General features: G+C 73.6%; 22 protein-coding genes. 14 read left to right on the plus strand and 8 right to left on the minus strand.

Features of this window, described 5'->3' with window-relative positions; translation table 11 throughout:
- Window positions 1-11 precede the first annotated feature (11 nt).
- A complete protein-coding gene (locus O2W20_RS08100; protein WP_269173148.1) occupies window positions 12-617 on the plus strand; it encodes a hypothetical protein in 606 nt (201 codons plus the stop codon).
- A gap of 51 nt (window positions 618-668) precedes the next feature.
- Here the strand turns inward: O2W20_RS08100 and O2W20_RS08105 are convergent, their stop codons facing one another.
- Both O2W20_RS08105 and O2W20_RS08110 read right to left on the minus strand, forming a co-directional pair.
- A complete protein-coding gene (locus tag O2W20_RS08105; protein WP_269173147.1) occupies window positions 669-1,880 on the minus strand; it encodes an esterase-like activity of phytase family protein in 1,212 nt (403 codons plus the stop codon).
- Window positions 1,881-2,018: 138 nt separating this feature from the next.
- Window positions 2,019-2,291, minus strand: a complete 273-nt coding sequence (locus tag O2W20_RS08110; protein ID WP_269173146.1) for a YciI-like protein — start codon at window positions 2,289-2,291, stop codon at window positions 2,019-2,021.
- Between the two features lie 100 nt (window positions 2,292-2,391).
- On the opposite strand from O2W20_RS08110, the gene O2W20_RS08115 reads away from it, so the two are divergent.
- The 5 genes from O2W20_RS08115 to O2W20_RS08135 all read left to right on the plus strand — a co-directional run bounded on the left by O2W20_RS08115 (window position 2,392) and on the right by O2W20_RS08135 (window position 7,992).
- Complete coding sequence (locus O2W20_RS08115) at window positions 2,392-3,531, plus strand: zinc-dependent alcohol dehydrogenase (protein WP_269173145.1); 1,140 nt, start codon at window positions 2,392-2,394, stop codon at window positions 3,529-3,531.
- Between the two features lie 13 nt (window positions 3,532-3,544).
- Window positions 3,545-4,132: a hypothetical protein gene (locus O2W20_RS08120; RefSeq protein ID WP_269173144.1), complete on the plus strand. Its 588-nt coding sequence runs from the start codon at window positions 3,545-3,547 to the stop codon at window positions 4,130-4,132.
- A gap of 247 nt (window positions 4,133-4,379) precedes the next feature.
- Window positions 4,380-6,845 (plus strand): molybdopterin oxidoreductase family protein, encoded by a 2,466-nt coding sequence (locus O2W20_RS08125; RefSeq protein WP_269173143.1) that lies wholly within the window; start codon window positions 4,380-4,382, stop codon window positions 6,843-6,845.
- A complete protein-coding gene (locus O2W20_RS08130) occupies window positions 6,842-7,324 on the plus strand; it encodes a hypothetical protein (protein ID WP_269173142.1) in 483 nt (160 codons plus the stop codon). The genes O2W20_RS08125 and O2W20_RS08130 overlap by 4 nt, the downstream gene beginning before the upstream one ends.
- Window positions 7,324-7,992 carry a GPR1/FUN34/YaaH family transporter gene (locus O2W20_RS08135; RefSeq protein WP_269173141.1) on the plus strand — a complete coding sequence of 223 codons (669 nt, stop codon included), beginning with the start codon at window positions 7,324-7,326 and terminating at the stop codon, window positions 7,990-7,992. The genes O2W20_RS08130 and O2W20_RS08135 overlap by 1 nt, the downstream gene beginning before the upstream one ends.
- Window positions 7,993-8,005: 13 nt before the next feature.
- Here the strand turns inward: O2W20_RS08135 and O2W20_RS08140 are convergent, their stop codons facing one another.
- From O2W20_RS08140 to O2W20_RS08150, 3 genes are read right to left on the minus strand one after another with little or no spacing between them, the layout of a single operon-like run.
- A complete protein-coding gene (locus O2W20_RS08140) occupies window positions 8,006-8,584 on the minus strand; it encodes a GerMN domain-containing protein (protein ID WP_269185492.1) in 579 nt (192 codons plus the stop codon).
- 35 nt (window positions 8,585-8,619) lie between these two features.
- Window positions 8,620-9,993: a sensor histidine kinase gene (locus tag O2W20_RS08145; RefSeq protein ID WP_269173139.1), complete on the minus strand. Its 1,374-nt coding sequence runs from the start codon at window positions 9,991-9,993 to the stop codon at window positions 8,620-8,622.
- Entirely contained in the window at window positions 9,990-10,706 is a 717-nt protein-coding gene (locus tag O2W20_RS08150) for a response regulator transcription factor (protein ID WP_269173138.1), read from the minus strand. Before O2W20_RS08150 ends, O2W20_RS08145 begins: the two co-directional genes overlap by 4 nt.
- Window positions 10,707-10,848: 142 nt before the next feature.
- Here O2W20_RS08150 and O2W20_RS08155 point away from each other — a divergent pair, with 142 nt between their 5' ends.
- The 4 genes from O2W20_RS08155 (at window position 10,849) to O2W20_RS08170 (ending at window position 13,738) form a co-directional block, all read left to right on the plus strand.
- Window positions 10,849-11,244: an STAS domain-containing protein gene (locus O2W20_RS08155; protein ID WP_269173137.1), complete on the plus strand. Its 396-nt coding sequence runs from the start codon at window positions 10,849-10,851 to the stop codon at window positions 11,242-11,244.
- Window positions 11,245-11,293: 49 nt separating this feature from the next.
- Window positions 11,294-12,652 carry a DUF2254 domain-containing protein gene (locus O2W20_RS08160; RefSeq protein ID WP_269173136.1) on the plus strand — a complete coding sequence of 453 codons (1,359 nt, stop codon included), beginning with the start codon at window positions 11,294-11,296 and terminating at the stop codon, window positions 12,650-12,652.
- 146 nt (window positions 12,653-12,798) lie between these two features.
- Entirely contained in the window at window positions 12,799-13,338 is a 540-nt protein-coding gene (locus O2W20_RS08165) for a DUF421 domain-containing protein (RefSeq protein ID WP_269173135.1), read from the plus strand.
- 106 nt (window positions 13,339-13,444) lie between these two features.
- On the plus strand, window positions 13,445-13,738 hold the full coding sequence (locus tag O2W20_RS08170; protein ID WP_269173134.1) for a hypothetical protein: 294 nt from the start codon (window positions 13,445-13,447) through the stop codon (window positions 13,736-13,738).
- A gap of 86 nt (window positions 13,739-13,824) precedes the next feature.
- On the opposite strand, the gene O2W20_RS08175 is transcribed toward O2W20_RS08170, so the two are convergent.
- Complete coding sequence (locus O2W20_RS08175) at window positions 13,825-14,232, minus strand: four-helix bundle copper-binding protein (RefSeq protein ID WP_269173133.1); 408 nt, start codon at window positions 14,230-14,232, stop codon at window positions 13,825-13,827.
- Between the two features lie 261 nt (window positions 14,233-14,493).
- On the opposite strand from O2W20_RS08175, the gene O2W20_RS08180 reads away from it, so the two are divergent.
- On the plus strand, window positions 14,494-15,171 hold the full coding sequence (locus O2W20_RS08180) for a response regulator (protein WP_269173132.1): 678 nt from the start codon (window positions 14,494-14,496) through the stop codon (window positions 15,169-15,171).
- A 28-nt stretch (window positions 15,172-15,199) separates the two neighbouring features.
- Here the strand turns inward: O2W20_RS08180 and O2W20_RS08185 are convergent, their stop codons facing one another.
- Together O2W20_RS08185 and O2W20_RS08190 are read right to left on the minus strand one after the other, a co-directional pair.
- The gene (locus O2W20_RS08185) at window positions 15,200-16,933 is read right to left on the minus strand and encodes a sensor histidine kinase (protein WP_269173131.1); all 1,734 of its coding nucleotides are present in this window, start codon (window positions 16,931-16,933) and stop codon (window positions 15,200-15,202) included.
- Window positions 16,934-16,938: 5 nt separating this feature from the next.
- Window positions 16,939-17,412, minus strand: a complete 474-nt coding sequence (locus O2W20_RS08190; RefSeq protein WP_269173130.1) for a pyridoxamine 5'-phosphate oxidase family protein — start codon at window positions 17,410-17,412, stop codon at window positions 16,939-16,941.
- Window positions 17,413-17,631: 219 nt separating this feature from the next.
- Here O2W20_RS08190 and O2W20_RS08195 point away from each other — a divergent pair, with 219 nt between their 5' ends.
- From O2W20_RS08195 to O2W20_RS08205, 3 genes are all read left to right on the plus strand, one after another.
- Window positions 17,632-18,834 carry an ABC transporter substrate-binding protein gene (locus tag O2W20_RS08195; RefSeq protein ID WP_269173129.1) on the plus strand — a complete coding sequence of 401 codons (1,203 nt, stop codon included), beginning with the start codon at window positions 17,632-17,634 and terminating at the stop codon, window positions 18,832-18,834.
- Between the two features lie 100 nt (window positions 18,835-18,934).
- Window positions 18,935-19,804 carry a branched-chain amino acid ABC transporter permease gene (locus tag O2W20_RS08200; RefSeq protein WP_269173128.1) on the plus strand — a complete coding sequence of 290 codons (870 nt, stop codon included), beginning with the start codon at window positions 18,935-18,937 and terminating at the stop codon, window positions 19,802-19,804.
- Window positions 19,805-19,807: 3 nt separating this feature from the next.
- The gene (locus O2W20_RS08205) at window positions 19,808-21,706 is read left to right on the plus strand and encodes a branched-chain amino acid ABC transporter ATP-binding protein/permease (RefSeq protein WP_269173127.1); all 1,899 of its coding nucleotides are present in this window, start codon (window positions 19,808-19,810) and stop codon (window positions 21,704-21,706) included.
- Window positions 21,707-21,745: the final 39 nt, after the last annotated feature.

The raw sequence follows: 21,745 nt of genomic DNA on the forward strand, positions 1-21,745 counted from the left end.
CCGGAGCGAGGGTGACGACGCGGCTGCGGTTCGACGGCTGGATCCTCGGGACCGGCACCACCTCCGGCACCCGGCTGGTCCTGGGGCACTGGCCGTCCTCGCCGCTGGGCGCGTTCTCCGACGTCATGGTGCAACGGCCGGACGGGCACCGGGTGCTGCTCGCCCCGACCGCGGAGGTGGCCGGGTTCGTCGGGTCGACCTACACCTTCGACGAGGTGCAGCTGACCGACGTCGCGGTGACCCGCCCGGACGACGCGACCTGGGCGGTGCAGGCCGGCCCGCTGGCGCTGTCGGTGCGCGTCGGCCGCCGTCCCGCGCTGGGCTGGGCGCTGCGCGCCGTGCCGGCGCCGCTGGCCCGCCACCCCGGGTGGGTGGGGCTGTTGGACCGGCCGGCCCGCCTGCTCACCGGGCTGCGCACCACGGGATCGGCCGGCAACGGGCGCACCGAGTGGTACGGCGTGCAGGACCTGCACGCGCTGGTCTCGGTCGAGGCGTCCTGGGACGGCGAGCCGCTGGGCACGGCCACCCCGGTGCGGCCGCCGGTCACCTTCGGGTTCGGCTCGGTCCCCCCGCGGCCGTCGGTGGTCCGGGTGACGACGACGGTGCAGGTGCCCTGACCAGGCCCCCAGCCGCCCGGCCCCGGGGGCGCGGGACCGGACGGCGGGTGGTCAGCGGCGGCCGCCGCGCGCGGTGATCGACGCCAGGGCCGGGTCGACCTGCAGGTCCTCGTCCACCCGGATGACGACGTGCTCGTTGTCGTCGGGCACACCGGCGGTCCGCCCGGCCGAGCCCGGGTAGTTGTTGTCGTTGCCGACGACGATGTGGTGGTCGTCGAGCACGGCGATCTGCTCGATGGTCACGAACGGGAAGGTCGCGAACCCGCCCGCCGGGCCGGCCACGCCCTGCGGGTCGGGCATGGCCATCAGGTTCACCAGCAGCCGCTTGTCGGCGTAGCCGTCCCGGTCCTTGTCCCGGGTGTCGATCAGGTAGACGGCCTTGAGCTGCGAGGCCGGGCCCTGCGCGTTGTCCCGCTCCAGGATGAGGAAGCGGTTCTGGTCCAGCGCGACCATGTCGCCGAGGGCGTCGCCCGGGACCTCGAACCGCACCTTGGCCTTCAGCCCGGTGAACGCGCCGCGCCGGGTGTCGAAGCCGTAGATCCGGCGGGTGGCCGGGTCGTCGCCGGCGACGGCCCCCTCGAGCATCGGGTAGAGGGTGTGGCCGTCGACGCCGAGGGCCATGCCCTCGAAGCCCTTGCTGCCGCCCAGCGTCGGGGCCGCGCCGCCCAGGTCCCACGCCTCGGGGGCGCGGACGCCGTCGGGCTGCACCGGTGCCGACAGCACCCGGCCCTGCCCGTCGACGTGCACCAGGCTGGGGCCGAACTCCTCACCGATCCAGAAGGTGCCGTCGGGCATCCGCTGGAACGACTCCGGGTCGAGGTCCGCACCGGTGAGCCGGCGGTCGCTGCGGGTCAGCGGGAACGGCAGCTTGCGGTCCGGGTCGGAGAGGCTGAACCCGCCCTCGAGGACCGTCGTCTGCTGGGTGGTGGTGTCGATGTGCACGCGGATGACGCGCAGCAGGAAGTCGCCGCTGTTGGCCTTGGTGCCGTAGCCGTTGTCCTCCAGGACCAGCCAGTCGTCGCCGTCCGCCAGCAGTCCGGAGAAGCCCTGGATCGGCTGGGCGGCGAACGGCGGGGTGACGCCGTTGGCGGGGGCGGCCAGCGCGCCGGAGGGGACCTGCTCACCGAAGGTGGCCGACGGCAAGACCGAGCGGCCGACCAGCTCGGCCTGCTGCGTGCCGTTGCCCTGGGGCACGGTGGGGGCGGGGCCGGCGAGAGCCGGTACGGCGACGGCGGCGAGCAGGCCGGCGGCGGTGACGGTCACGGCGGCACGGCGGGATGGACGGCGCACGGGTGGCTCTCCCTGGGTCGGGCGGCGGAGCGGGGCCCGCTGACCGTGCCGTGGCGAGACGGACGGCACCCGGCATCCCTGTGACCGTTCTGTGAGGGCCGCGTGAACGGCTCAGCCGCCGACGACCACGGCCCACTCCCGCACGGTCCAGCCGGTCACCAGGCCCTGCACCACGTACGGGTCGGCGGCGACGAAGCGCTCCACCACCTCCCGCGGTGCGGTCCAGACCAGCAGTGCCCGGTCGTAGGGGTCGGGCAGTGCCCCGGCGAGCAGCACCTCACCGCGTTCGTGGGCGGCGCGGACCAGCCCGAGGTGGTCCTCGCGCAGCGCCGCGCGGCGCTCCAGGTAGTCGTCGGCCAGGGCGTACTCGAGCACCAGGTACATGCCTGCACCCTCACACACCGGTGCGGCCGGCGGCGATTGCCGGCGCCACGCGCGGGGCACCACGGGCGGACGAGCCGCTCCAGGAGGCACCATGCGCGCGATGACGTACCGAGGCCCGTACAAACTGCGGGTCGAGGAGAAGGACCGGCCCCGGGTCGAGCACCCCAACGACGCGATCGTCCGGGTGACGCTGGCCGCGATCTGCGGCTCTGACCTGCACCTCTACCACGGGCTGATGCCGGACACCCGGATCGGGCACACCTTCGGCCACGAGTTCATCGGCGTCGTCGACGAGGTGGGCCCGTCGGTCCAGCACCTGCAGGTCGGTGACCGGGTGATGGTGCCGTTCAACATCTTCTGCGGCTCCTGCTGGTTCTGCGCCCGCGGCCTGTACTCCAACTGCCACAACGTCAACCCCAACGCCACGGCGGTCGGCGGCATCTACGGCTACTCGCACACCACCGGCGGGTACGACGGCGGGCAGGCCGAGTACGTGCGGGTGCCCTTCGCCGACGTCGGGCCGGTGAAGATCCCCGACTGGATGCACGACGAGGACGCCGTGCTGCTCACCGACGCGGCCGCGACCGGGTACTTCGGGGCACAGCTCGGCGAGATCGCCGAGGGCGACACGGTCGTGGTCCTGGGCGCGGGGCCGGTCGGGCTGATCGCCGCGCAGTCGTCCTGGCTGATGGGCGCCGGTCGGGTGATCGTCGTCGACCACCTCGCCGAGCGGTTGGCGAAGGCCCGGGAGATGGCGTACGCGGAGACCCTCGACTACGACGAGCACGACGACGTGGTGGTGGAGCTGAAGAAGCAGACCGACTTCCTGGGCGCCGACGTGGTGATCGAGGCGGTCGGCGCGGAGGCCGACGGCAACCTCGCCCAGCAGCTCACCGGGCCGAAGCTCAAGCTGCAGGGCGGGTCGGCGACCGCGCTGAACTGGGCGATCGACGCCGCGCGCAAGGGCGGCACGGTCTCGGTGGTGGGCGCCTACGGCCCGGTGCCCAACGCGGTGAAGTTCGGCGACGCGATGAACAAGGGCCTGACCCTGCGGATGAACCAGACGCCGGTGAAGCGGCAGTGGCCGCGGATGTTCGAGCACGTCCGCAACGGTCACCTGACCCCGCGGCAGATGGTCACCCACCGGTTCCCGCTGGAGGACATCGCCGAGGCGTACCACGTCTTCTCCGCCAAGCTCGACGGCTGCATCAAGCCGCTCGTCGTGCCGGGCGCGAACTGAGGGAGGGACCACCATGACCGAGCCCGACGTCCCCAGCGCCTACGTCCGCGACAAGCGCACCGCACCGCCCAGCCGGGAGGAGCTGCGGGCCCGCATCCCCGGGTGGGGGGCCGACCTCGACCCCGCCGACCGGCCGTCCCACCCGAAGCTCCAGTACCCCGCCGACACGGGTGCGCACTGGCACTTCCCCGACCGGCAGCCCGGGTCCGCGGGGCGGGAACGCTCGATCGAGCACGCCTTCGTCACCCCGGTGTTCGGCACCGCCCAGCCGCTGCACGGCCTGTCCGGGTCGATCCGGCGGCTGGCCTACGACCGGTTCGGCGAGGGGCGGCTGGCGCACTGGCTGCTGCTCATCGCCGGTGACCGGGTCGACGCCTGGGAGAGCCACCTCCGGTCGCTGGTCACCGGCCACCCGGACCAGCCGGTCACCGAGACGGGGGTGCGCACCGAGCGGACGCACGGTGGCCTGCGCTCGCGGACCGGCCGCTCGGACCGGCGTCACCAGGTGCTCGACCCGGTGCTGGTGGCCGGTCCCTGGGTCGCCGGCGCCGGGGCCGGCGCACTCGCCGTGCGCCGGCTCGCGCGGCTGCTGCGCCGCTGATCAGCGGGCCGTCCGGGCCCGGTCAGCGATCGGTTGCGAGAGTGCAACCACCCTGTGAGGGTGAGGTCCGGAGCTGCCTGGGCCGCCCCTCGGGGTGGAGCACGGGCAGGACGCGCTGAGCAGTGGCGCGCGGACGTCGTCCGAGTCCGACCGTGGCGTCGGCACCCCACCGGGGGCCGCTTGCCGCAGATCGGTCAGGACCGGACGACGAGCACCGCAGAGGGCTGACTCGATCGGGAGACATGGCATGCAGATCGACCGCATCGCAGAACCGTGGGGCACCCGGACGCCGTACGGACCGGGGGAGGACTGGCCCACCCGGGTCGACACCCACCTGACCGACGGGGTGGCCGCCGAGGACGTGGACCGCTGGGTCCAGTCGGCGACGATCCTGCACTCCAACGGCGACGGCCTGGACATCGCCGTCAAGGACGGCGAGATCGTCGGCGTCCGGGGCCGCGCCGAGGACCGGGTCAACCACGGCCGGCTCGGGCCCAAGGACCTCTTCGGCTGGCAGGCGAACAAGTCGCCGGACCGGTTGACGAAGCCGCTGATCCGGCGCAACGGGGAGCTGGTGGAGACCGACTGGGACACCGCGATGGACGCGGTCGCCGGCCGGGCCAAGGAGCTGCTGGCCGAGCAGGGCCCCAGCGCGATCAGCTTCTACACCACCGGGCAGCTGTTCCTGGAGGAGTACTACACCCTCGGGCTGATCGCCCACGGCGGCATCGGCACCAATCACGTCGACGGCAACACCCGGCTGTGCACGGCGACCGCGGCCGCGGCGCTCAAGGAGTCCTTCGGCTGCGACGGGCAGCCCGGTTCCTACACCGACATCGACCACGCCGACGTGATCGCGCTCTTCGGGCACAACATGGCCGAGACGCAGACCGTGCTGTGGACCCGGGTCCTGGACCGGCTGGCCGGCCCCAACCCGCCCCAGGTCATCTGCGTGGACCCGCGGGAGACCCCCGTCGCCCGGGCGGCGACGGTGCACCTCGCCCCGCGCCCGGGCACCAACGTCATGCTGATGAACGCCCTGCTGCACGAGGTGATCGCCAACGGCTGGGTCGACGAGGAGTACGTGCAGGCGCACGCCGTCGGGTTCGCCGAGCTGCAGCAGCGGGTGGCCGACTACCCGCCGGAGCTCGCCGCGCAGATCTGCGACGTCCCGGTCGAGCAGATCCGGGAGGCGGCCCGCATCGTCGGCACCGCCGAGCGGCTGATGTCCAGCGTCCTGCAGGGCTTCTACCAGTCGCACCAGGCCACCGCGGCCGCCGTGCAGGTCAACAACCTGCACATCATCCGCGGCATGCTCGGCAAGCCCGGCTGCGGGCTGCTGCAGATGAACGGCCAGCCCACCGCGCAGAACACCCGCGAGTGCGGCGCCGACGGCGACCTGCCCGCCTTCCGCAACTGGTCCAACGAGCAGCACGTGAAGGACCTCGCGAAGGTCTGGAACCTCGACCCGATGCAGATCCCGCACTGGTCGCCGCCCACGCACGCCATGGAGATGTTCCGGTACGCCGAAGAGGGCTCCATCAGGTTCATGTGGGTGCAGGCCACCAACCCGGCGGTCTCCCTGCCCGAGCTGGGCCGGATCCGGGAGGTCCTCGCCCAGGAACGGCTGTTCCTCGTGGTGCAGGACATCTTCCTGTCCGAGACGGCGCAGCTCGCCGACGTCGTGCTGCCGGCGGCCACCTGGGGGGAGAAGACCGGCACGTTCACCAACGTCGACCGCACCGTGCACATCTCGGACAAGGCGGTCGAGCCCCCGGGGGAGGCCCGACCCGACCTGGACATCTTCATCGACTTCTCGCGTCGCATGGACCTGCAGGACAAGGACGGCCAGCCACTGGTGAAGTGGTCGACGCCCGAGGAGGCCTTCGAGGGCTGGAAGGAGTGCACCCGCGGGCGGCCCTGCGACTACACCGGCCTGAGCTACGAGAAGCTGCGCGGGGGCAGCGGCATCCAGTGGCCGTGCAACGAGGAGAACCCCGACGGAACCGAGCACATCTACGTCGACGGTCAGTTCTGGTCAGCGCCCGACTACTGCGAGAGCTACGGCCGGGACCTGGTGACCGGCGCGCCGGTGTCACCGGTCGAGTACAAGGCGCTGAACCCCACCGGCAAGGCGGTCCTGAAGGCGGTCGAGTACCTCCCGCCGCACGAGGTCGTCAGCCAGGACTTCCCCTTCCAGCTGATCACCGGCCGCACGCTCTACCACTTCCACACCCGGACGAAGACCGCCCGGGCGCCGCAGCTGCAGAAGGCAGCACCGGAGGTGTGGGTGGAGCTGTCGGCCAGTGACGCCGCCGACCGTGGCTTCACCGAGGGCGACCTGCTGGAGATCAGCACCCCCCGGGGCCGGGTGGAGGCCCGGCTGCGGATCAGCGGGATCCGTCCTGGCGTGGCCTTCCTGCCGTTCCACTACGGGTACTGGGACGAGCCCTCGGGCCACGAACCAGACGGGAAGCGGGGCCGGGCGGCCAACGAGCTGACGCTCACCGACTGGGACCCGGCGTCCAAGCAGCCGATCTTCAAGACCGCCGCCGCCCGGGTGGAGCGCCTGGAGAAGAGCACCGGGCAGCCGTCGGCCGCGCCCACCACCACCGCGTCCCGGCCGGTCAGCGGGGACGTCCCGCCGACGGTGGGCGGCCCTGCCGCCTCGGCCACCGAAGAGCTCACGACCGTTTCCGGAGGCACGCGATGAAGCTCGGACTGGCCATCGAGGAACTGCACCGTTCGGAGAACCACCTGGCGCGGGCGCTGCTGGCCGCCTCCGACCGGCACAAGACCGACCACGAGGTCTTCTACGTCGCACGCGACATCGCCCGGTGGTCGCAGGACCACGTGCAGGCGCTCGCCGCGATCGGCGCCGACTACGGGGTCGAACTCGACGCGGAACCCGAGGACGACCCGGGCATGCTGGCCGGCCTGCGGCAGAAGGCGGCCGAGGCCGTGGGGCGCCGGCCCGAGCCGGGGATGCTCATGCTCGCCGACCTGCGGCACATCCACCGCGAGGCGGCCGGCGTCTCGCTGGACTGGGAGCTGCTCGCCCAGGCCGCCCAGGGAGCCAAGCAGAAGAAGCTCCTGGAGCTGGCGCAGCGCTGCCACCCGGAGACCCTCCGGCAGATGCGCTGGGCGAACGGCAAGTTGAAGGCGTCGTCGACCCAGGTGCTGGTGAGCTGATGGCGGAGGGAGGTCCGGCGGCTCGGGTCGTCCTTCGTCCCCTGGCCACCCCCCTGCCGCTGGGCTTCCTGGCGTTGGCGCTGGCCACGACGGTGTTCAGCGCCGCCCAACTCGGCTGGGTCTCACCGGACCAGGCCAGGATCGCGGCGATCACCGCCCTGGCCGCGACGGTCCCGTTGCAGTTCCTGGCCGCGGTGTTCGGGTTCCTCACCCGGGACCCGGTCGCGGCGACCGGGATGGGGATCCTCAGCGGCACCTGGGCGGTGGCCGGGGTCGCCACGCTCACCCTCCCGGCAGGCGGGACCAGCCCCGGGCTCGGTGTGCTGCTGGTGGTCGCCGGCATCGCGATGACGGTGCCGGCTGCGGCGGCGATCAGCAGCAAGGTGATGCCCGCGCTGGTGATGGTCGTCGCGGGCAGCCGGTTCGTCACGACGGGGGTCTACGAGATGACCGCCTCCGCGGACTGGAAGGCGGTGGCCGGCTGGGTCGGGATCGCGCTGGCCGTGGTCGCCTTCTACACCGCGCTGGCCCTGGAGCTCGAGGGCGCGCAGGAGAACACGGTGCTGCCGGTCGGGCGGCGCGGCCCGGGCCGGGCCGCGATGGACGGCGAGGGACCGCTCGGGCCGGGCTCCCTGGCGGAGGAGGCCGGTGTCCGGCCGCAGCTGTGACGCCGCTGCGCGGTCAGGACGTCGGCGAGGCGGAGGCGGTCAGCAGCTGCTCGTAGTCGGCGGCCGAGAGGGGCTGCGACGTCAGCTCGCCCGAGGGCAGTGGTGCCTCCACCGGCTGCCCGGCCCGGGTGAGCAGCACCGCCTCCACCTCCGGGAGGCTGGTGGCGGTCAACACGATCTGGGCGACCGCGCGGCGGCTCTCCTGACCCGCCGGTGCCTCGGCGGCCCCGCCCAGGTCGATCGTCACCGTCCCGTCGGACAGCTCGTCCACCGCCAGTGACGTCTCCGGCCGCAGCGCGGTGGACAGCCGGTCGGTCAGCTCGCTGGCCGTCGGGCCGGTCGCCAGGTCGTCGAGCAGCTGGTCGAGCTGGTCGATCAGCGCATCGGAGCGCAGCGACCGGCCGCGGGGGACGAGGGCGCCGTCCTCGGCCACCAGGTAGACGCGCGGCTCGTCCAGGCGTGCGGCGGCGGAGGGGGCCCCGGTGGCGGTCGGGCTGGGGGACCCGAGGTCGTAGGGCACCTGGGAGGTGGGGATCGGCTCGGGTGCGCCGCCGGTCGGGACGCCGCAGCCGGCGAGGGCAGCGGACAGCACCAGCCCCCCGGTCCAGCGCCTCGCGTGGAGCCGGCTCACCGCGGTGCGCCGGGGAGGGAGAGGGTGAAGCGCGCCCCGCCGAACGGGCTCTCGGAACACCAGGCACCGCCGCCGTGCCCGGTCGCGGTCTCCTCCACGATCGCCAGCCCCAGGCCGGCGCCGGGCAGCGACCCGCGGGCGGCCCGCGGGCCCCGGGCGAACCGCTCGAACACCCGCTCCCGCTCGACGAGGGGGACGCCGGGACCGGCGTCGTCGACCATCACGACCACCGAGCCCTCCCGGCGTTCCACCCGCACCGCCGCGGCCCCGGTCGCGTGCCGGTCGGCGTTGTCGAGCAGGTTGGTCACCGCCCGCTCCAGCCGGTTCTTGTCGCCCTGCACGACCGTCTCCTCGTCGGGGTCGGCGGAGAGCAGCACCTCCGGGCCGCCGCGGTGGGCCAGAACCTCGCGGACCAGCGCGGCCAGCGAGACGGGCTCGCCCACCGCCGTCACGGGATCGCCGTCCACCCGGGCCAGCTCCAGCAGGTCGTCGAGCATCCGGCGGAACCGGCCGAGCTCGCCCTGGATGAGCGCCAGCGCCTGCTGGCCGCGGGGCGAGAGCTCCTCACGGCGGGCGCCCAGCACCTCGACACTGGTGACCAGGCTGGTCAGCGGACTGCGCAGCTCGTGGCTGACGTCGCCGACGAACCGGGTGTCCCGCTCGATCCGGGAGGCGAGCGCGTCAACCATGCTGTTGAAGCTCGCGACGATCGCCAGCAGGTCGGGGTCCTCGGTGGGCGGCAGCCGGATGTCCAGCTCGCCCCCGGCGATCCGGGTCGCGGCCCCGGCCACCTGCTCCAGCGGCTGGACGACGCGCCGGCTCGCCCAGGACCCGAACAGCGCGCCGGCGAGGGTGGCGGTCAGCGCACCGGCGCCGAGCACCGCGGCCAGCGTGCGCAGCGCGGTCTGCAGCTCGACCAGCGGGGCGACCTCGTAGAACTCGACGCCCGCCGCGGCGATCGGGATGCCGATCACCAGGTGCGGGCCGGTCGGGCTGCTGACCCGGGCGGTGCCGGCCTGGCCGGAGGCCACCAGCTCCTGCAGCGCGCCCGGGACGTCGCGGGCGCCGACGTCCAACCGGGAGGAGTACCAGGCGCCGTCACTGCGCACCACGACGTCCGCGCCACCGGAGGGCACCAGGTCGTCGAGCTCCTCGCCGACCTCGCTGCCCGCCGTGGAGAGCCGGCTGGCCAGGACGTTCGCGTCGGTGAACGCCTGCCGGGTGGCGGCGCTCTCCCGCTGGTCCAGCAGGTAGCTCCGGGCGAGCCCGAAGGTGGTGGTCACCAGGACGGCGGAGACGAGCAGCGCGCCGACGGCGAAGGCGAGCACGATGCGCGCCCGCAGCCGTCTCGGCGCGAGCGCCAGCCTCACTGAGGATCCAGCCGGTAGCCCAGGCCCCGCACGGTCACCACCAGCGTCGGGGCGCCCGGGTCCCGCTCGACCTTGGTGCGCAGCCGGCGCACGTGCACGTCCACGAGCCGCTCGTCGCCGAAGAAGCCGTGCTCCCAGACCCGCTCCAGCAGCGCCTGCCGGCTGAGCACGCGGCCGGGGGAGGCGGCGAGCTCGCACAGCAACCGGAACTCCGTGAGGGTCAGGTGCAGCTGGTCGGTGCCGCGGTGCACGGTGCCCCGGTCGGGCCGGAGCACCAGCGGCGCCGCCGGGTCGCCGTCGAGGACGAGTTCCTGCGGTCGCTCGTCGCCGCCGGAGCTCGCGCCGACCCGGCGACGCAGGGCGCGCAGCCGGGCGGTGATCTCCTTGACCTGGAACGGCTTGGTCACGTAGTCGTCGGCGCCGGCCTCGAGCGCGGCGACGATGTCGTGGGTGTCGGCCCGGGCGCTGACCACGACGATCGGCAGGTCGTTGGCGCGGCGGACCTCCCGGATGACGGCGTAGCCGTCCATGGCCCCCAGCATCAGGTCGACGATCATCAGGTCGGGTGCGGCGATCGCCACCTGCCGGCAGGCGTCCTCACCGCTGGCGGCCTCGGCGACCTCGTAGCCCTCGTCCTCGAGGGCCCAGCGCAGGGGCATGCGGATGTGGTCGTCGTCCTCGACCAGCAGCAGACGCGGCGACACGCGGCCCATGCTGCCATCGCTCCGCTGCGCCCTCCGCGCCGGTCGTCCAGCCGTCACAGGATCGCAAACCAACGAGCGAGGGATCGCAAGGTGCGGCACCCATCCTCGGAGGGGTCCACCCGACCACGCAGAGCCGCGGGGAGCACTGCCGATGACCGTCACCGCCGTCCACCGTCCACCGACGGGCACGGAGGCCGACCAGGCCGCCCCCGTGACATCGGCGGTCCCGGCCCGGCCCGGCCGGGACGGGCAGGTGGTCGTGCACCTGTCCGACGAGCTGCTCGCGGACGGGCTGGCGGACCTGCGCTGGCTGCTGCACGACGCCCTGCTGTCCGGCGCACGCCGGCTGGTGGTGGACCTCAGCGACGTCCGGCAGCTCTCCAGCACCGCGGTGGCCAGTTTCCTGTGGGCACACCGCACCTGCCGGGCCCGTGGCGGCGCCGTGGTCCTGCGCGGGGTGAACCGGCGCACCGAGGACCTCTTGCACCGCACCGGTCTGTGGCGGGTCATGCAGCTGGAGGACCCGGCTCACCCGACGGAGGGCTGACCGGCCCGCCGCACCGCCGCGGCACAGGCCGGTGGGCGACACTCCCGGCATGTCCAATCCCGACTCCCACCGCGGCGGGCTGCTGAGCCGGCTGGTCGGCATGGTCCGGGGCAGCCTGTGGCCGATCCCGGCGCTGGGTGTGATGCTGGCCGTCGCCCTCGGCGTCCTGCTGCCGGAGCTGGACCAGCACTGGGCCACCCGCGAGCACCCGCTGACCTTCGCCTTCGGCGGCGGGGCGTCCGCGGCGCGCGACCTGCTGGCCGCGATCGCCGGCTCGCTGATCTCGGTCACGGGCGTGACCTTCTCGCTCACCGTCGTCGCGCTGCAGCTGAGCAGCAGCCAGTTCACGCCCCGGCTGCTCCAGACGTTCTCCACCGACCGCACGGTGCAGCTGACCCTGGCCCAGCTCGTGCTCACCTTCGTCTACGCGCTCACCGTGCTGCGGACGGTGCGCACCGAGAGCGCCACGGAAGACGAGAGCGCCTTCGTGCCGCGGCTGTCGATCACGGTGGCCTACCTGCTGGCGCTGGGCAGCGTGCTGGCGCTCGTCCTCTTCCTGGGGCACCTCTCGCGGCTGCTGCGGGTGGAGACGATGTTGCGCGACGTCCACGACGAGGCCACCCAGACCGTCGCGCGGGAGCTCGACGAGCCGGACGGTGGGGCCCGCGACACGGTGGGGCACCACGCCGCCGGGCCGCCGGTGCCGCTGGTGGCCCGGTCCAGCGGCTTCCTCGTCGGGGTGGACGAGCGGGCGGCCGTCGCCGCCGCGCGCGAGGCCGGCGTGGTCGTCACCCTGGCCGTGCGGATCGGCGACTCCGTCGTCGAGGGGACGCCGGTGGCCCACGCCCGGTCGCTCGCGCCCGGCGGCAGCCCGGACACCGAGACGCTGGAGGAGGCGCTGGACTCGAGCTTCCAGCTGCACTACGAGCGGACTCCCGACCGGGACCTCGCCTACGGGCTGCGCAAGGTCGTGGACATCTGCGTCCGCGCGCTGTCCCCGGGCACCAACGACCCGACGACGGCGGTGCACGCCCTCTCGCACGCCTCCGCGATGCTCGGGCGGTTCGCCGAGTGCCCTGTGGAGCCCCGCGCCTGCCGCGACGAGGAGCAGCGGGTCCGGCTGGTCGTGCCGCCGTGGGAGCTGCCGGAGCTGCTGCAGCTGACGATCGAGGAGCCGCTGCAGTTCGCCGAGGGGCAGCCCACCGTGCTCCGCCGGCTGGCGGGGCTGCTGCGAGAGTTCGCCTGGCGTGCGCAGGGCCGCTCCGTCGACGACCTGGTGTGCCGCTACGTCGACGCGGTCGCCGATCAGGCGCTGGCCTCCACCGGGATCACCGAGTCCGAGACCCGGGCGTGGCGGCAGAAGGTCCGCCAGGCGCTGGCCGGGAGCTGGCCGGCCGAGGTCGGCTGATCGTTCGTCGTCGCCGGTGCGTTTCCCGCCGGAGCGCGTTGGCTACGGGGAGCGGGACCCACCGGACGCAGCTGGTGCGTTCCTGCTGACCCGGCGCCAGGAGGGGAGCGGGCGAGCGGGCGAGCAGAACAGAGGAGAGCGCGTCGATGTGGTTTGACTCGTGGGCCGACCTGGGCCGGATCCTCGCGGTGGGGGCGGCGGCCTACGTCACCGTCGTCGTCGTCCTCCGCTTCTCCGGGAAGCGGACGCTGGCCAAGCTGAACGCCTACGACCTGGTCGTCACGGTGGCGCTCGGCTCGACCCTGGCCACCATCCTGATGAGCTCGGACGTCTCCTGGGCCGAGGGGGCGGTGGCGCTGGTCCTGTTGGCCGGGCTCCAGGCGCTGGTCGCCTGGGTGTCGGCGCACCGGTCCGGGGCGCGCAACGTCGTGACGTCGCGGCCGACGCTGCTGTTCCGGGAGGGACAGCCGCTGCCGCAGGCCCTGAGAGAGCAGCGGATGACCCTCGGCGAGATCCGGCAGGCCGTGCGCGCCACCGGCTCCGGTGACCTGGCCGACATCGCCGCCGTGGTGCTGGAGAGCGACGGCACGCTCAGCGTCATCCCGCGCAGCAAGATCGGGGACTGGTCGGCGTTCGAGGGCGTGGCCGGGGCGGAGCAGGGCACCGCGGGCGACTGGGCGACCTGACCGCCGCAGCCGGTCCGGCGCCGCCGTCTTTTGCGATCCTGTGACGCTTCCCGGACACGCAGGCGGGGCTCTACCGCCGGGCGGCCTGGTCACTCAGGGTGTGCGCATGGTCTCCGTCTGGATCCAGTCCTTGCACAACCTCCACTGCCCCGAGTGCGACACCCGGCTGATCGAGCGCGCCGGCCGGTTCGAGGTGCCCGGACGCCCGCGCCCGGTGCTCGTCGGCGAGGTCGGCACGCTGTGCTGTCGGGGCGGGCACCCCCTGCCCAGCCGGCAGGATCTCTACGAACACCGCGAGCAGCGCGGCCACGCCCGGACGGCGGCCGTCCGGGAGGTCGCGCCCCCGACGTCCACCGATGTCCAGCTCGTGGCCGCCGGTGCACCGCTGGCCGACGCGTGAACCGGCGATGACCCTCTCGATCGCACCGACGAGCAGGACCGCCGCGTACCACCCCCCGGGCGGTTCGCGGCGGCGTGCCCGGCGGGTCAGCCCAGGGAGCTGATCAGCTCGCGGCAGGCCTGCTCGCACCGCCGGCAGGCCTCCGCGCAGACCCGGCAGTGCTCGTGCATCTCGGCGTGCCCGCTGCACTCGTCACCGCACGCCTTGCAGGCGGCCGCGCAGGCCTCGAGCACGGCCCGGACCACATCGGCGTCGGGCTGGGTGCGCCGCGACAGGACCCGCCCGGTGGTCTCGCAGACGTCGGCGCAGTCCAGGTTGTTCCGGATACAGGCCCGCAGGTCGGTCACCATCTCCTCGGCCAGACAGGCGTCGGCGCACGCGGTGCAGGCCTGCGCGCACTCCAGGCACGCCTCGATGCAGGCGACCAGCTTCTCCCGGTCGATGCCCGCGAGGTCCTGCGGGTGGGTGTCCAGCATCTGGGTGACGACGGTCATCTCTGCTCCTCCACGTCGGCGGGGCGGCCGGCTGCCGCATCTCCTGCGGGCTGCCCTACCCACCCGGTCGTCGGGGGCACGCACGACATGGCGTCGCCATCTGGGCGCGGTGGCAGCGCAGTGGTGCGGGGCGGGACCTTGGTCCTGCACCGGCCCTCGGTCCGGCCGCCTAGATTCGCTGCCGGAGGCGTGCGTCGGAGCGCGCCGGCAACGACGACCCAGCCGTGTCGCCACGGCACGGCGGAGAGCACGAGGTACCGCGTGACCACGGACGCTGCGTCCGGCCCCATCCGGGTGTTCCTGCTCGACGACCACGAGATCGTCCGGCGCGGTGTCGCCGAGGTGCTGGAGACCGACCCGGGCATCACGGTCGTCGGTGAGGCGAAGAACGCCGCCGAGGCGCTGGCCCGGGTGCCGGCGCTGCGCCCGGACGTCGCCGTCCTGGACGTGCGGCTGCCCGACGGTGACGGCGTCTCGGTCTGCCGGGAACTGCGGTCGCGGCTGCCGGACCTGAAGGCCGTGATGCTGACCAGCTACAGCGACGACGAGGCGCTGTTCGAGGCGATCATGGCCGGCGCCTCGGGCTACCTGCTGAAGCAGATCCTGGGCCAGGACCTGGTCAGTGCCGTGCGCACGGTGGCCGGCGGTGGGTCGCTGCTCGACCCGGCCGCGGCGGCCGCGGTCATGCAGCGGATGCGCCGGGCCGCCGAGCCCAGCGGCCCGCTGGCCAAGCTCAGCGACCAGGAGCGCACGGTGCTGGAGCTGATCGGGGAGGGGCTGACCAACCGGCAGATCGGCGAGCGGATGTTCCTGGCCGAGAAGACGATCAAGAACTACGTGTCCCACCTGCTGGCCAAGCTGGGGCTGGAGCGGCGGACCCAGGCCGCGATCCTGGCCACCGAGCTCCGGCGCCCGGGCCCGGCGGCGTCCCACGGCTGACCCGGGGGCGCGCCAGGTGTCGTGACGGTCAGGGCAGCGGGGCGTGCCAGCGGACGAGCGTGCCGCCCTCGGGCAGCGGCTGGACCACCGACTCCCCGCCCCGCCGCCGGGCCCGTTCGGCCAGGTTGCGCAGGCCGCTGCACGCCACGGTCGGGTCGATGCCACGGCCGTCGTCCCGGACCTCGACGACGACGGCGTCGGCGACGTCCAGGGTGACCGTGACGTGCCGGGCGCCGGCGTGCCGGGCGGCGTTGCTCACCCCCTCGCGGACGACCGCGGCCACGTCGACGGCCAGGTCGCCGGTCACCAGGCTGTCGACCGCGCCGGACATCCGGACGGTGGACTCCAGGTGCTCGCCGGCGGTCTCGGTCACGATGTCCAGCACCTGCCGGCGCAGGCTCTCGGAGTGGTCGGCGCCGTCGGTGGTGTGCAGGTCGAAGATCGTGGTGCGGATGTCGCGGACGGTCTCGTCGAGCTGGTGGACCACCTGGCGCAGCCGTTGCCCGACGACGTCGTCCGGCACGCGGGTGGCCGCCGCCTGCAGGCTGAGACCGGCGGCGAACAGCCGCTGGATGACGTGGTCGTGCAGGTCGCGGGCGATCCGGTCCCGGTCCTCGTACACGTCCAGCCGCCGGGCGACCTGCTGACGGGCCGCCATGTCGAGGGCGAGCGCCACCTGGTCGGCGAACTCGCCGATCAACGGCCCGATGGTGGGGTCGAAGCCGGGGCGGCCGCCGCGGCGGGCGGCGATCACCACCGCGGCCTGGGCGTCGGTGCTCGGCAACGGCACACCGATCGCGGGGCCCCAGGGGGCGGCGTCGGGACCGTCGAGCGGGACGCCGGCCAGGTCGACGGGGGTGAGCCTGCGCGGGCCGGCGGCCGGCTGCCGGGTGGGCGGCTCCCCGAGGTGCACGCGGCGCCCGATGACGTCGGTGAGCCCCCCGCCGGACTGCGCCTGCACCTCGTAGCTGCCGTCGACCGGGTCGGGGCCGGACATCAGCCAGGCGCCGTCGGCCGCGGTCAGGTCGGCGACCCGGTCGACGACCAGCTGCAGCGCCTGCTCCGGTGCCAGCCCACTCAGCAGCGTGGAGCGGATGTCGGCGACCGCGGTGAGCCAGCGCCGGCGGACCTCGCCCTCCGCGTAGAGCCGGGCGTTGTCGATCGCGATGCCGGCGGCTCCGGCGAGGGCCACCAGCACCGCCTGGTCCTCGTGGGTGAAGTGGCCGCCGCCGTGCTTCTCGGTCATGTAGAGGTTGCCGAACACCGTGCCGCGGACCAGCACGGGCACGCCGAGGAAGGTGCGCATCGGGGGGTGCCCGGGTGGGAAGCCGACCGAGGACGGGTGGTCGCCGAGGTCGACGATGCGCAGCGCGTGCGGGTCGGTGATCAGCTGGCCCAGCACGCCCTTCCCCTCGGGCAGGTGACCCATCCGGGCGCGCGTCTCCTCGTCGATGCCGACGGTGATGAACTGGCCCAGACCGCCCTCCGGGCGCAGCACGCCGAGGGCGCCGTACTCGGCGTCGACCAGCCGGGCGGCCGCCTCGACGATCTGGCGGAGCGTGGTGTCGAGGTCCAGGCCGGCCGAGACGCTGAGGAAGGCGTCCAGGAGGTCCTGCACCCGGGCCTGGGTGCGGGCCACCGTGGACAGCCGGTCCTGCACCTCCTCGAGCAGCTCGGTGAGCCGCATCGCCGCCAGCGGGGAGGTGGCGTCGGTGCCGCGCGGTGCGCTGGGGGACCGCGGTGTCGTTCCGTGCTCGCTCATCCTCCTCAGCTTGGCAGCCCCGCCCCGGCAGAGGACAGGCCCGGCGTGCCCTCTGCCGTCGCCGGGCGGTGCCCGATCCACCGGCCGCGCACCAGCCGGACCTGGACCCCGACGTAGCAGTGCGCGCCCGAGGGGACCCACGGGCCGATCCCGAGCCCGTCGAGGCGCCGGACCTCGGCCGGGTCCGTGATCAGCCGGGACGGGCCCACCACGGTGACGTTCCAGCCGGTGCGGGCGCCGACGTCGACCTCGTCGACCTCGAACGCCACCACGGCGCCCCGGCTGGCCACGGCCACGGCGCTGCCCTGGTGGGTGGGGACGTAGATCTCCCGGTCGCCCCGGGTGAAGGTGACCGGCTGGACGGCGGGCAGCGCACCCTCGGTGAAGGCGATCCTGCCGATCGGTGCCGTGTCCAGGAGGCGCAGGCACTCGGCCTCGTCCAGGGGCTGCACGTCGCGGTCGTCGTCCAGGGTGTCCACCGGGCCTCCTCGGGGTCCGTGCTGAGGCCGGTGTGCGGGCCTGCCGTCCTCGCCCATCGTCCGGCGTCGAGCCGATCGCTGCCGATGTCCTTGGTCCTCTCCTGGCCGCCGTCGGGCCCTCGGGGCGCCGGTGCTTGTGATCGGCACCACAAGGTGGCTAGCCTGTGGCGGATTTCGTACGGAGCGCTCGATATCCGAGCTGCGGTCAAAGGAGACCTCATGGGACGAAGGACCGCGACGACGCGTGCCGCCGCAGTGCTGGCGGCGATGACCCTCAGCCTGGCGGCTTGCGCCGAGTCCGAGGAGGGCGGTGGCGGCGGTGGCGGCGCCAGCGCCGACGAGACGGGCCCGATCAAGATCGGCGCCGTGCTGGACATCACCGGCGCCGGGGCGTCGCTGGGCGTGCCGGAGCGCCAGGCCCTCGAGCTGCTCGCCGGGCAGCTGGAGGAGGAGGGTGGCATCGACGGCCGCGAGGTCGAGCTGATCATCGAGGACAACCAGTCCACCGAGGACGGCGCCGCCAAGGCGATGAACAAGCTGGTCAACGAGGACGAGGTCGACATCGTCCTCGGCGCCAGCCGCACCGGCCCCAGCCTGGCGATGCGGCCGATCGCGGAGTCCACCGAGACGCCGATGATCTCCCTGGCCGCGAACCAGGCGATCGTCGAGGACTCGGAGTGGGTCTTCAAGACCGCCCAGAACGACCGGGTCGTCATCGAGCGCATGATCGACTACATGGCCGAGCAGGGCTGGAGCACCGTCGGCCTGGCCCGGGACGCCTCCGGCTTCGGCGAGGGCGTGCAGGAGATGTTCGACGAGATCGGTGCAGAGCAGGGCATCTCCGTCGTGGCCACGGAGAAGTTCGCCCCGGACGCCACCGACTTCACCGCGCAGATGGTGAACCTGCGCGACGCCGGCGCCGACGTGAACGTCATCTGGGGCATCCCGCCGGCCGCCGGGCTGGCGCAGCGGGCGTACGACCAGCTGGGCATCGAGACGCCGGTGATGCAGAGCCACGGCATCGGCAACCAGGTCTTCCTGGACACCGCCGGGGAGGCTGCCGAGGGCATGGTGGCACCGCTGGGCCGTCTCGTCGTCGCCGAGCAGCTGCCCGAGGACGACCCGCAGAAGGAGATCATCACCTCCTTCATCGAGGACTACACCGCTGAGTACGGGGCCGGGCCCTCCACGTTCTCCGGGCACGCCTACGACGCCTGGCAGCTCGCCGTCGACGCCCTGAGCGAGGAGGGCACCGACCCCCAGGCCATCCGCGACCACCTGGAGAGCGTCACCGACTTCACCGGCATCAGCGGGGTCTTCACGATGACCCCGGAGGACCACGCGGGGCTGTCGAAGGAGGCCCTCGCGCTGGTCACCGTGGAGAACGGTCAGTGGCAGCTGGTCCCGGACCAGGGCGACTGACGCCCGCCGTGAGCGTCGTCGCCAGGTCGTGCAGGGGGCTGTTGCCCCCGGTCCCGCCGGTCGGCGGGTGCCCTGCGGACAGCGGTGAGGTGGTGGGTCGGTGACCGACCTGCTGCAGCTGCTGTTCGCCGGGCTCAGCCAGGGTGCGGTCTACGCACTCGTCGCCATCGGCTTCGTGGCGATCTTCACCGTCAGCGGGGTCATCAACCTGGCCCAGGGCGAGTTCGCCGCCCTGGCCGGGCTGGTGGCCATCTCCGCGGTGGGCAGCGGTCTCCCGCTGCTCGCCGCGGTGGTGCTCGCCGTGGTGTCGGTCGCCCTGGTGGCCGTGATCATGGAGCGGCTGGTCATCTTCCCGGTCAAGCGGATGACGACGCTGGTGTCGCTGATCCTCACCCTGGGTGTCTCCACCGGCCTCAAGGCCCTGATGCTGCTGGTCTACGGCCCGAACGCGGAGGGGCTGACGCCGCTGACCCCCGGCGGGTTCTCCCTGGGTGGGGTGAGCATCCGCTACCAGGAGCTGTGGATCCTGCTGATCGCCGGGGTGGTCTCGCTGGCGGTCTACTGGTTCTACGAGCGGACCCTGGCCGGCAAGTCGCTGCGCGCCTGCGCCGAGCAACCGGTGGCCGCCCGACTCGTCGGCATCTCGCTGACCAAGGCCTCGCTGCTGAGCTTCCTGATCGCCGGGACCGTCGGGGCGATCGCCGGCGTGCTGGCCAGCCCGCTCTACTTCACGTCCTGGGAGTCCGGGCTCACCCTCGGGCTCAAGGGCTTCGTCGCCGCCACCCTGGGCGGGCTGATCTCGGTGCGGGGAGCCGTGCTCGGTGGGCTCCTGCTGGGCGTGCTCGAGACGCTCACCGCCGGCTACATCAGCACCGGCTTGCGGGACGCGGTGGCCTTCCTGCTGCTCATCATCGTGCTCGTCGCCCGGCCCGCCGGGATCTTCGGGCGTACCGCGGAAGCGAGGGTCTGACCCGTGACCCGTCGACTGCCCCGCATCGGGGCCCACCGCCGCCGCAGCCGGCGCGGCGACGTCATCGGCATCGCCGTCGTCGCGCTGCTCATGCTGGCGCTCCCGCTCGTCGCCTCCTCCAGTGTCATCAACGTCGGCGTCTACGCGCTCATCTACGCCCTGGCCGCACTCGGGCTGTCGCTGCTGATGGGGCTGGCCGGCCAGGTCAGCCTCGGGCAGGCCGGCTTCTTCGCGATCGGGGCCTACACGCAGGCGGTGCTCGTCACCAAGTACGAGTGGAGCGGGCTGCCGGCCTCGGTGCTGGCGGTGGCGGTGACGATGACGGCGGCGCTGCTCGTCGGGCTGCCGCTGCTGCGGCTGCGAGGCCACTACCTCGCCCTGGCCACCCTCGGCTTCGGCGTGATCGTCACCGTGCTGGCCACCGAGTCCGACTTCCTCGGCGCCACCTCGGGCATCTTCGGCATCACCAAGCCGGAGATGAACGGCCGCACGTACAACTCACCGACCGAGTACTACCTGCTGCTGGTCCCGGTCGTGCTGCTCGGCCTGTGGCTGGCCCGCAACATCGTGGAGAGCCGGATCGGCCGCGCGCTCGGCGCGGTCAACGACTCCGAGGTCGCCGCCGAGTCCCTCGGCGTGGACACCTTCCGGCTGCGGGTGCAGGTCTTCGTGCTCTCGGCCGCCTACGCCAGCGTCGCCGGGACGGCGTTCGCCCACTGGCTCGGGGTGATCAACCCGAACGCGGCGAACTTCCCGCTGTCGGTGAAGTTCCTGCTGATGGCGGTGCTCGGCGGGGTGGGCAGCGTCTACGGCGCGGTCGTCGGGGCCTTCGCCGTCGAGGGGCTGGACGACGGGCTGCGCCGGCTGATCCCGGAGCTGCTGCCCGGCGCGGTCGGTGAGGTGCAGCTGATCGGCTTCGGCATCCTGCTCACCACGATCATGATCTTCCTGCCCGGTGGTCTGCACCAGCTGTGGACCGGGGCCCGACGACGGATGGCCGGCAGTGCGCCCGAGCCCGACGACGACGAGGAGGAGATCCACCTGGAGCCGGTGGCCGACGACGTCCCGCTGCTCGCGCGGGAGGGCCGGCCGGCCCCGGGCACGCCGTTGCTGGAGGTGCGCGGGCTGACCAAGCGCTTCGGCGGGGTCACCGCCGTCGACGACTTCGACCTCACGGTGGCGGCCGGGGAGATCGTGGCGCTGATCGGGCCCAACGGCGCCGGCAAGACCACCGCCTTCAACATGATCAGCGGGGCGGTGACCCCGACCGCGGGCGAGGTCACGATGGCCGGCACCCGGGTGGAGGGGCGCAAGCCGCACGTGTTCGCCCGGGCCGGGGCCACCCGCACGTTCCAGAACCTGCAGATCTTCGCCTCGGCGACGGTGCTGGGGAACGTGATGGTCGGCCGCCACCTGCGCAGCCGTTCCGGGATGCTCGGGGCCGCGCTGGTGCTGCCGGCCCGGCGCGAGGAGCGCGCCGTCGAGGAGTCCGCACGCGAACTGCTGGACCTGCTCGGGCTGGGGGAGGACGCCGACCGGCTGGCGGTCGACCTGCCCTTCGGTCGGCAGCGGCTGGTCGAGATCGCCCGGGCACTGGCCCTGGACCCCGACCTGCTGCTGCTGGACGAGCCGATGGCCGGCCTGTCGGGCACCGAGCGGCGCGAGCTGGCCCGGTTGCTGCGCCGGCTGCGCGCCGGCGGCATGGCGATCGTCCTGGTCGAGCACGACGTGGAGGCGGTGCTCGCGCTCGCCGACCGGGTCGCCGTGCTGGAGGACGGCGTCCGGATCGCGCTGGGCACACCGGACGAGGTGCGGCACGACCCGGCGGTGCTGGCGGCCTACCTGGGCGTCGAGCCGGAGGACGAGGCCGCGACCGCGGGCGCCGAGGCGGGCACCCCGTGAGCCGGCCGGGCACGGACGGACCGGCCCGCCCGGTCCCCG

The sequence above is a fragment of the Modestobacter sp. VKM Ac-2982 genome (assembly GCF_026967935.1).
In the GTDB taxonomy this organism is placed as follows: Bacteria; Actinomycetota; Actinomycetes; order Mycobacteriales; family Geodermatophilaceae; genus Modestobacter.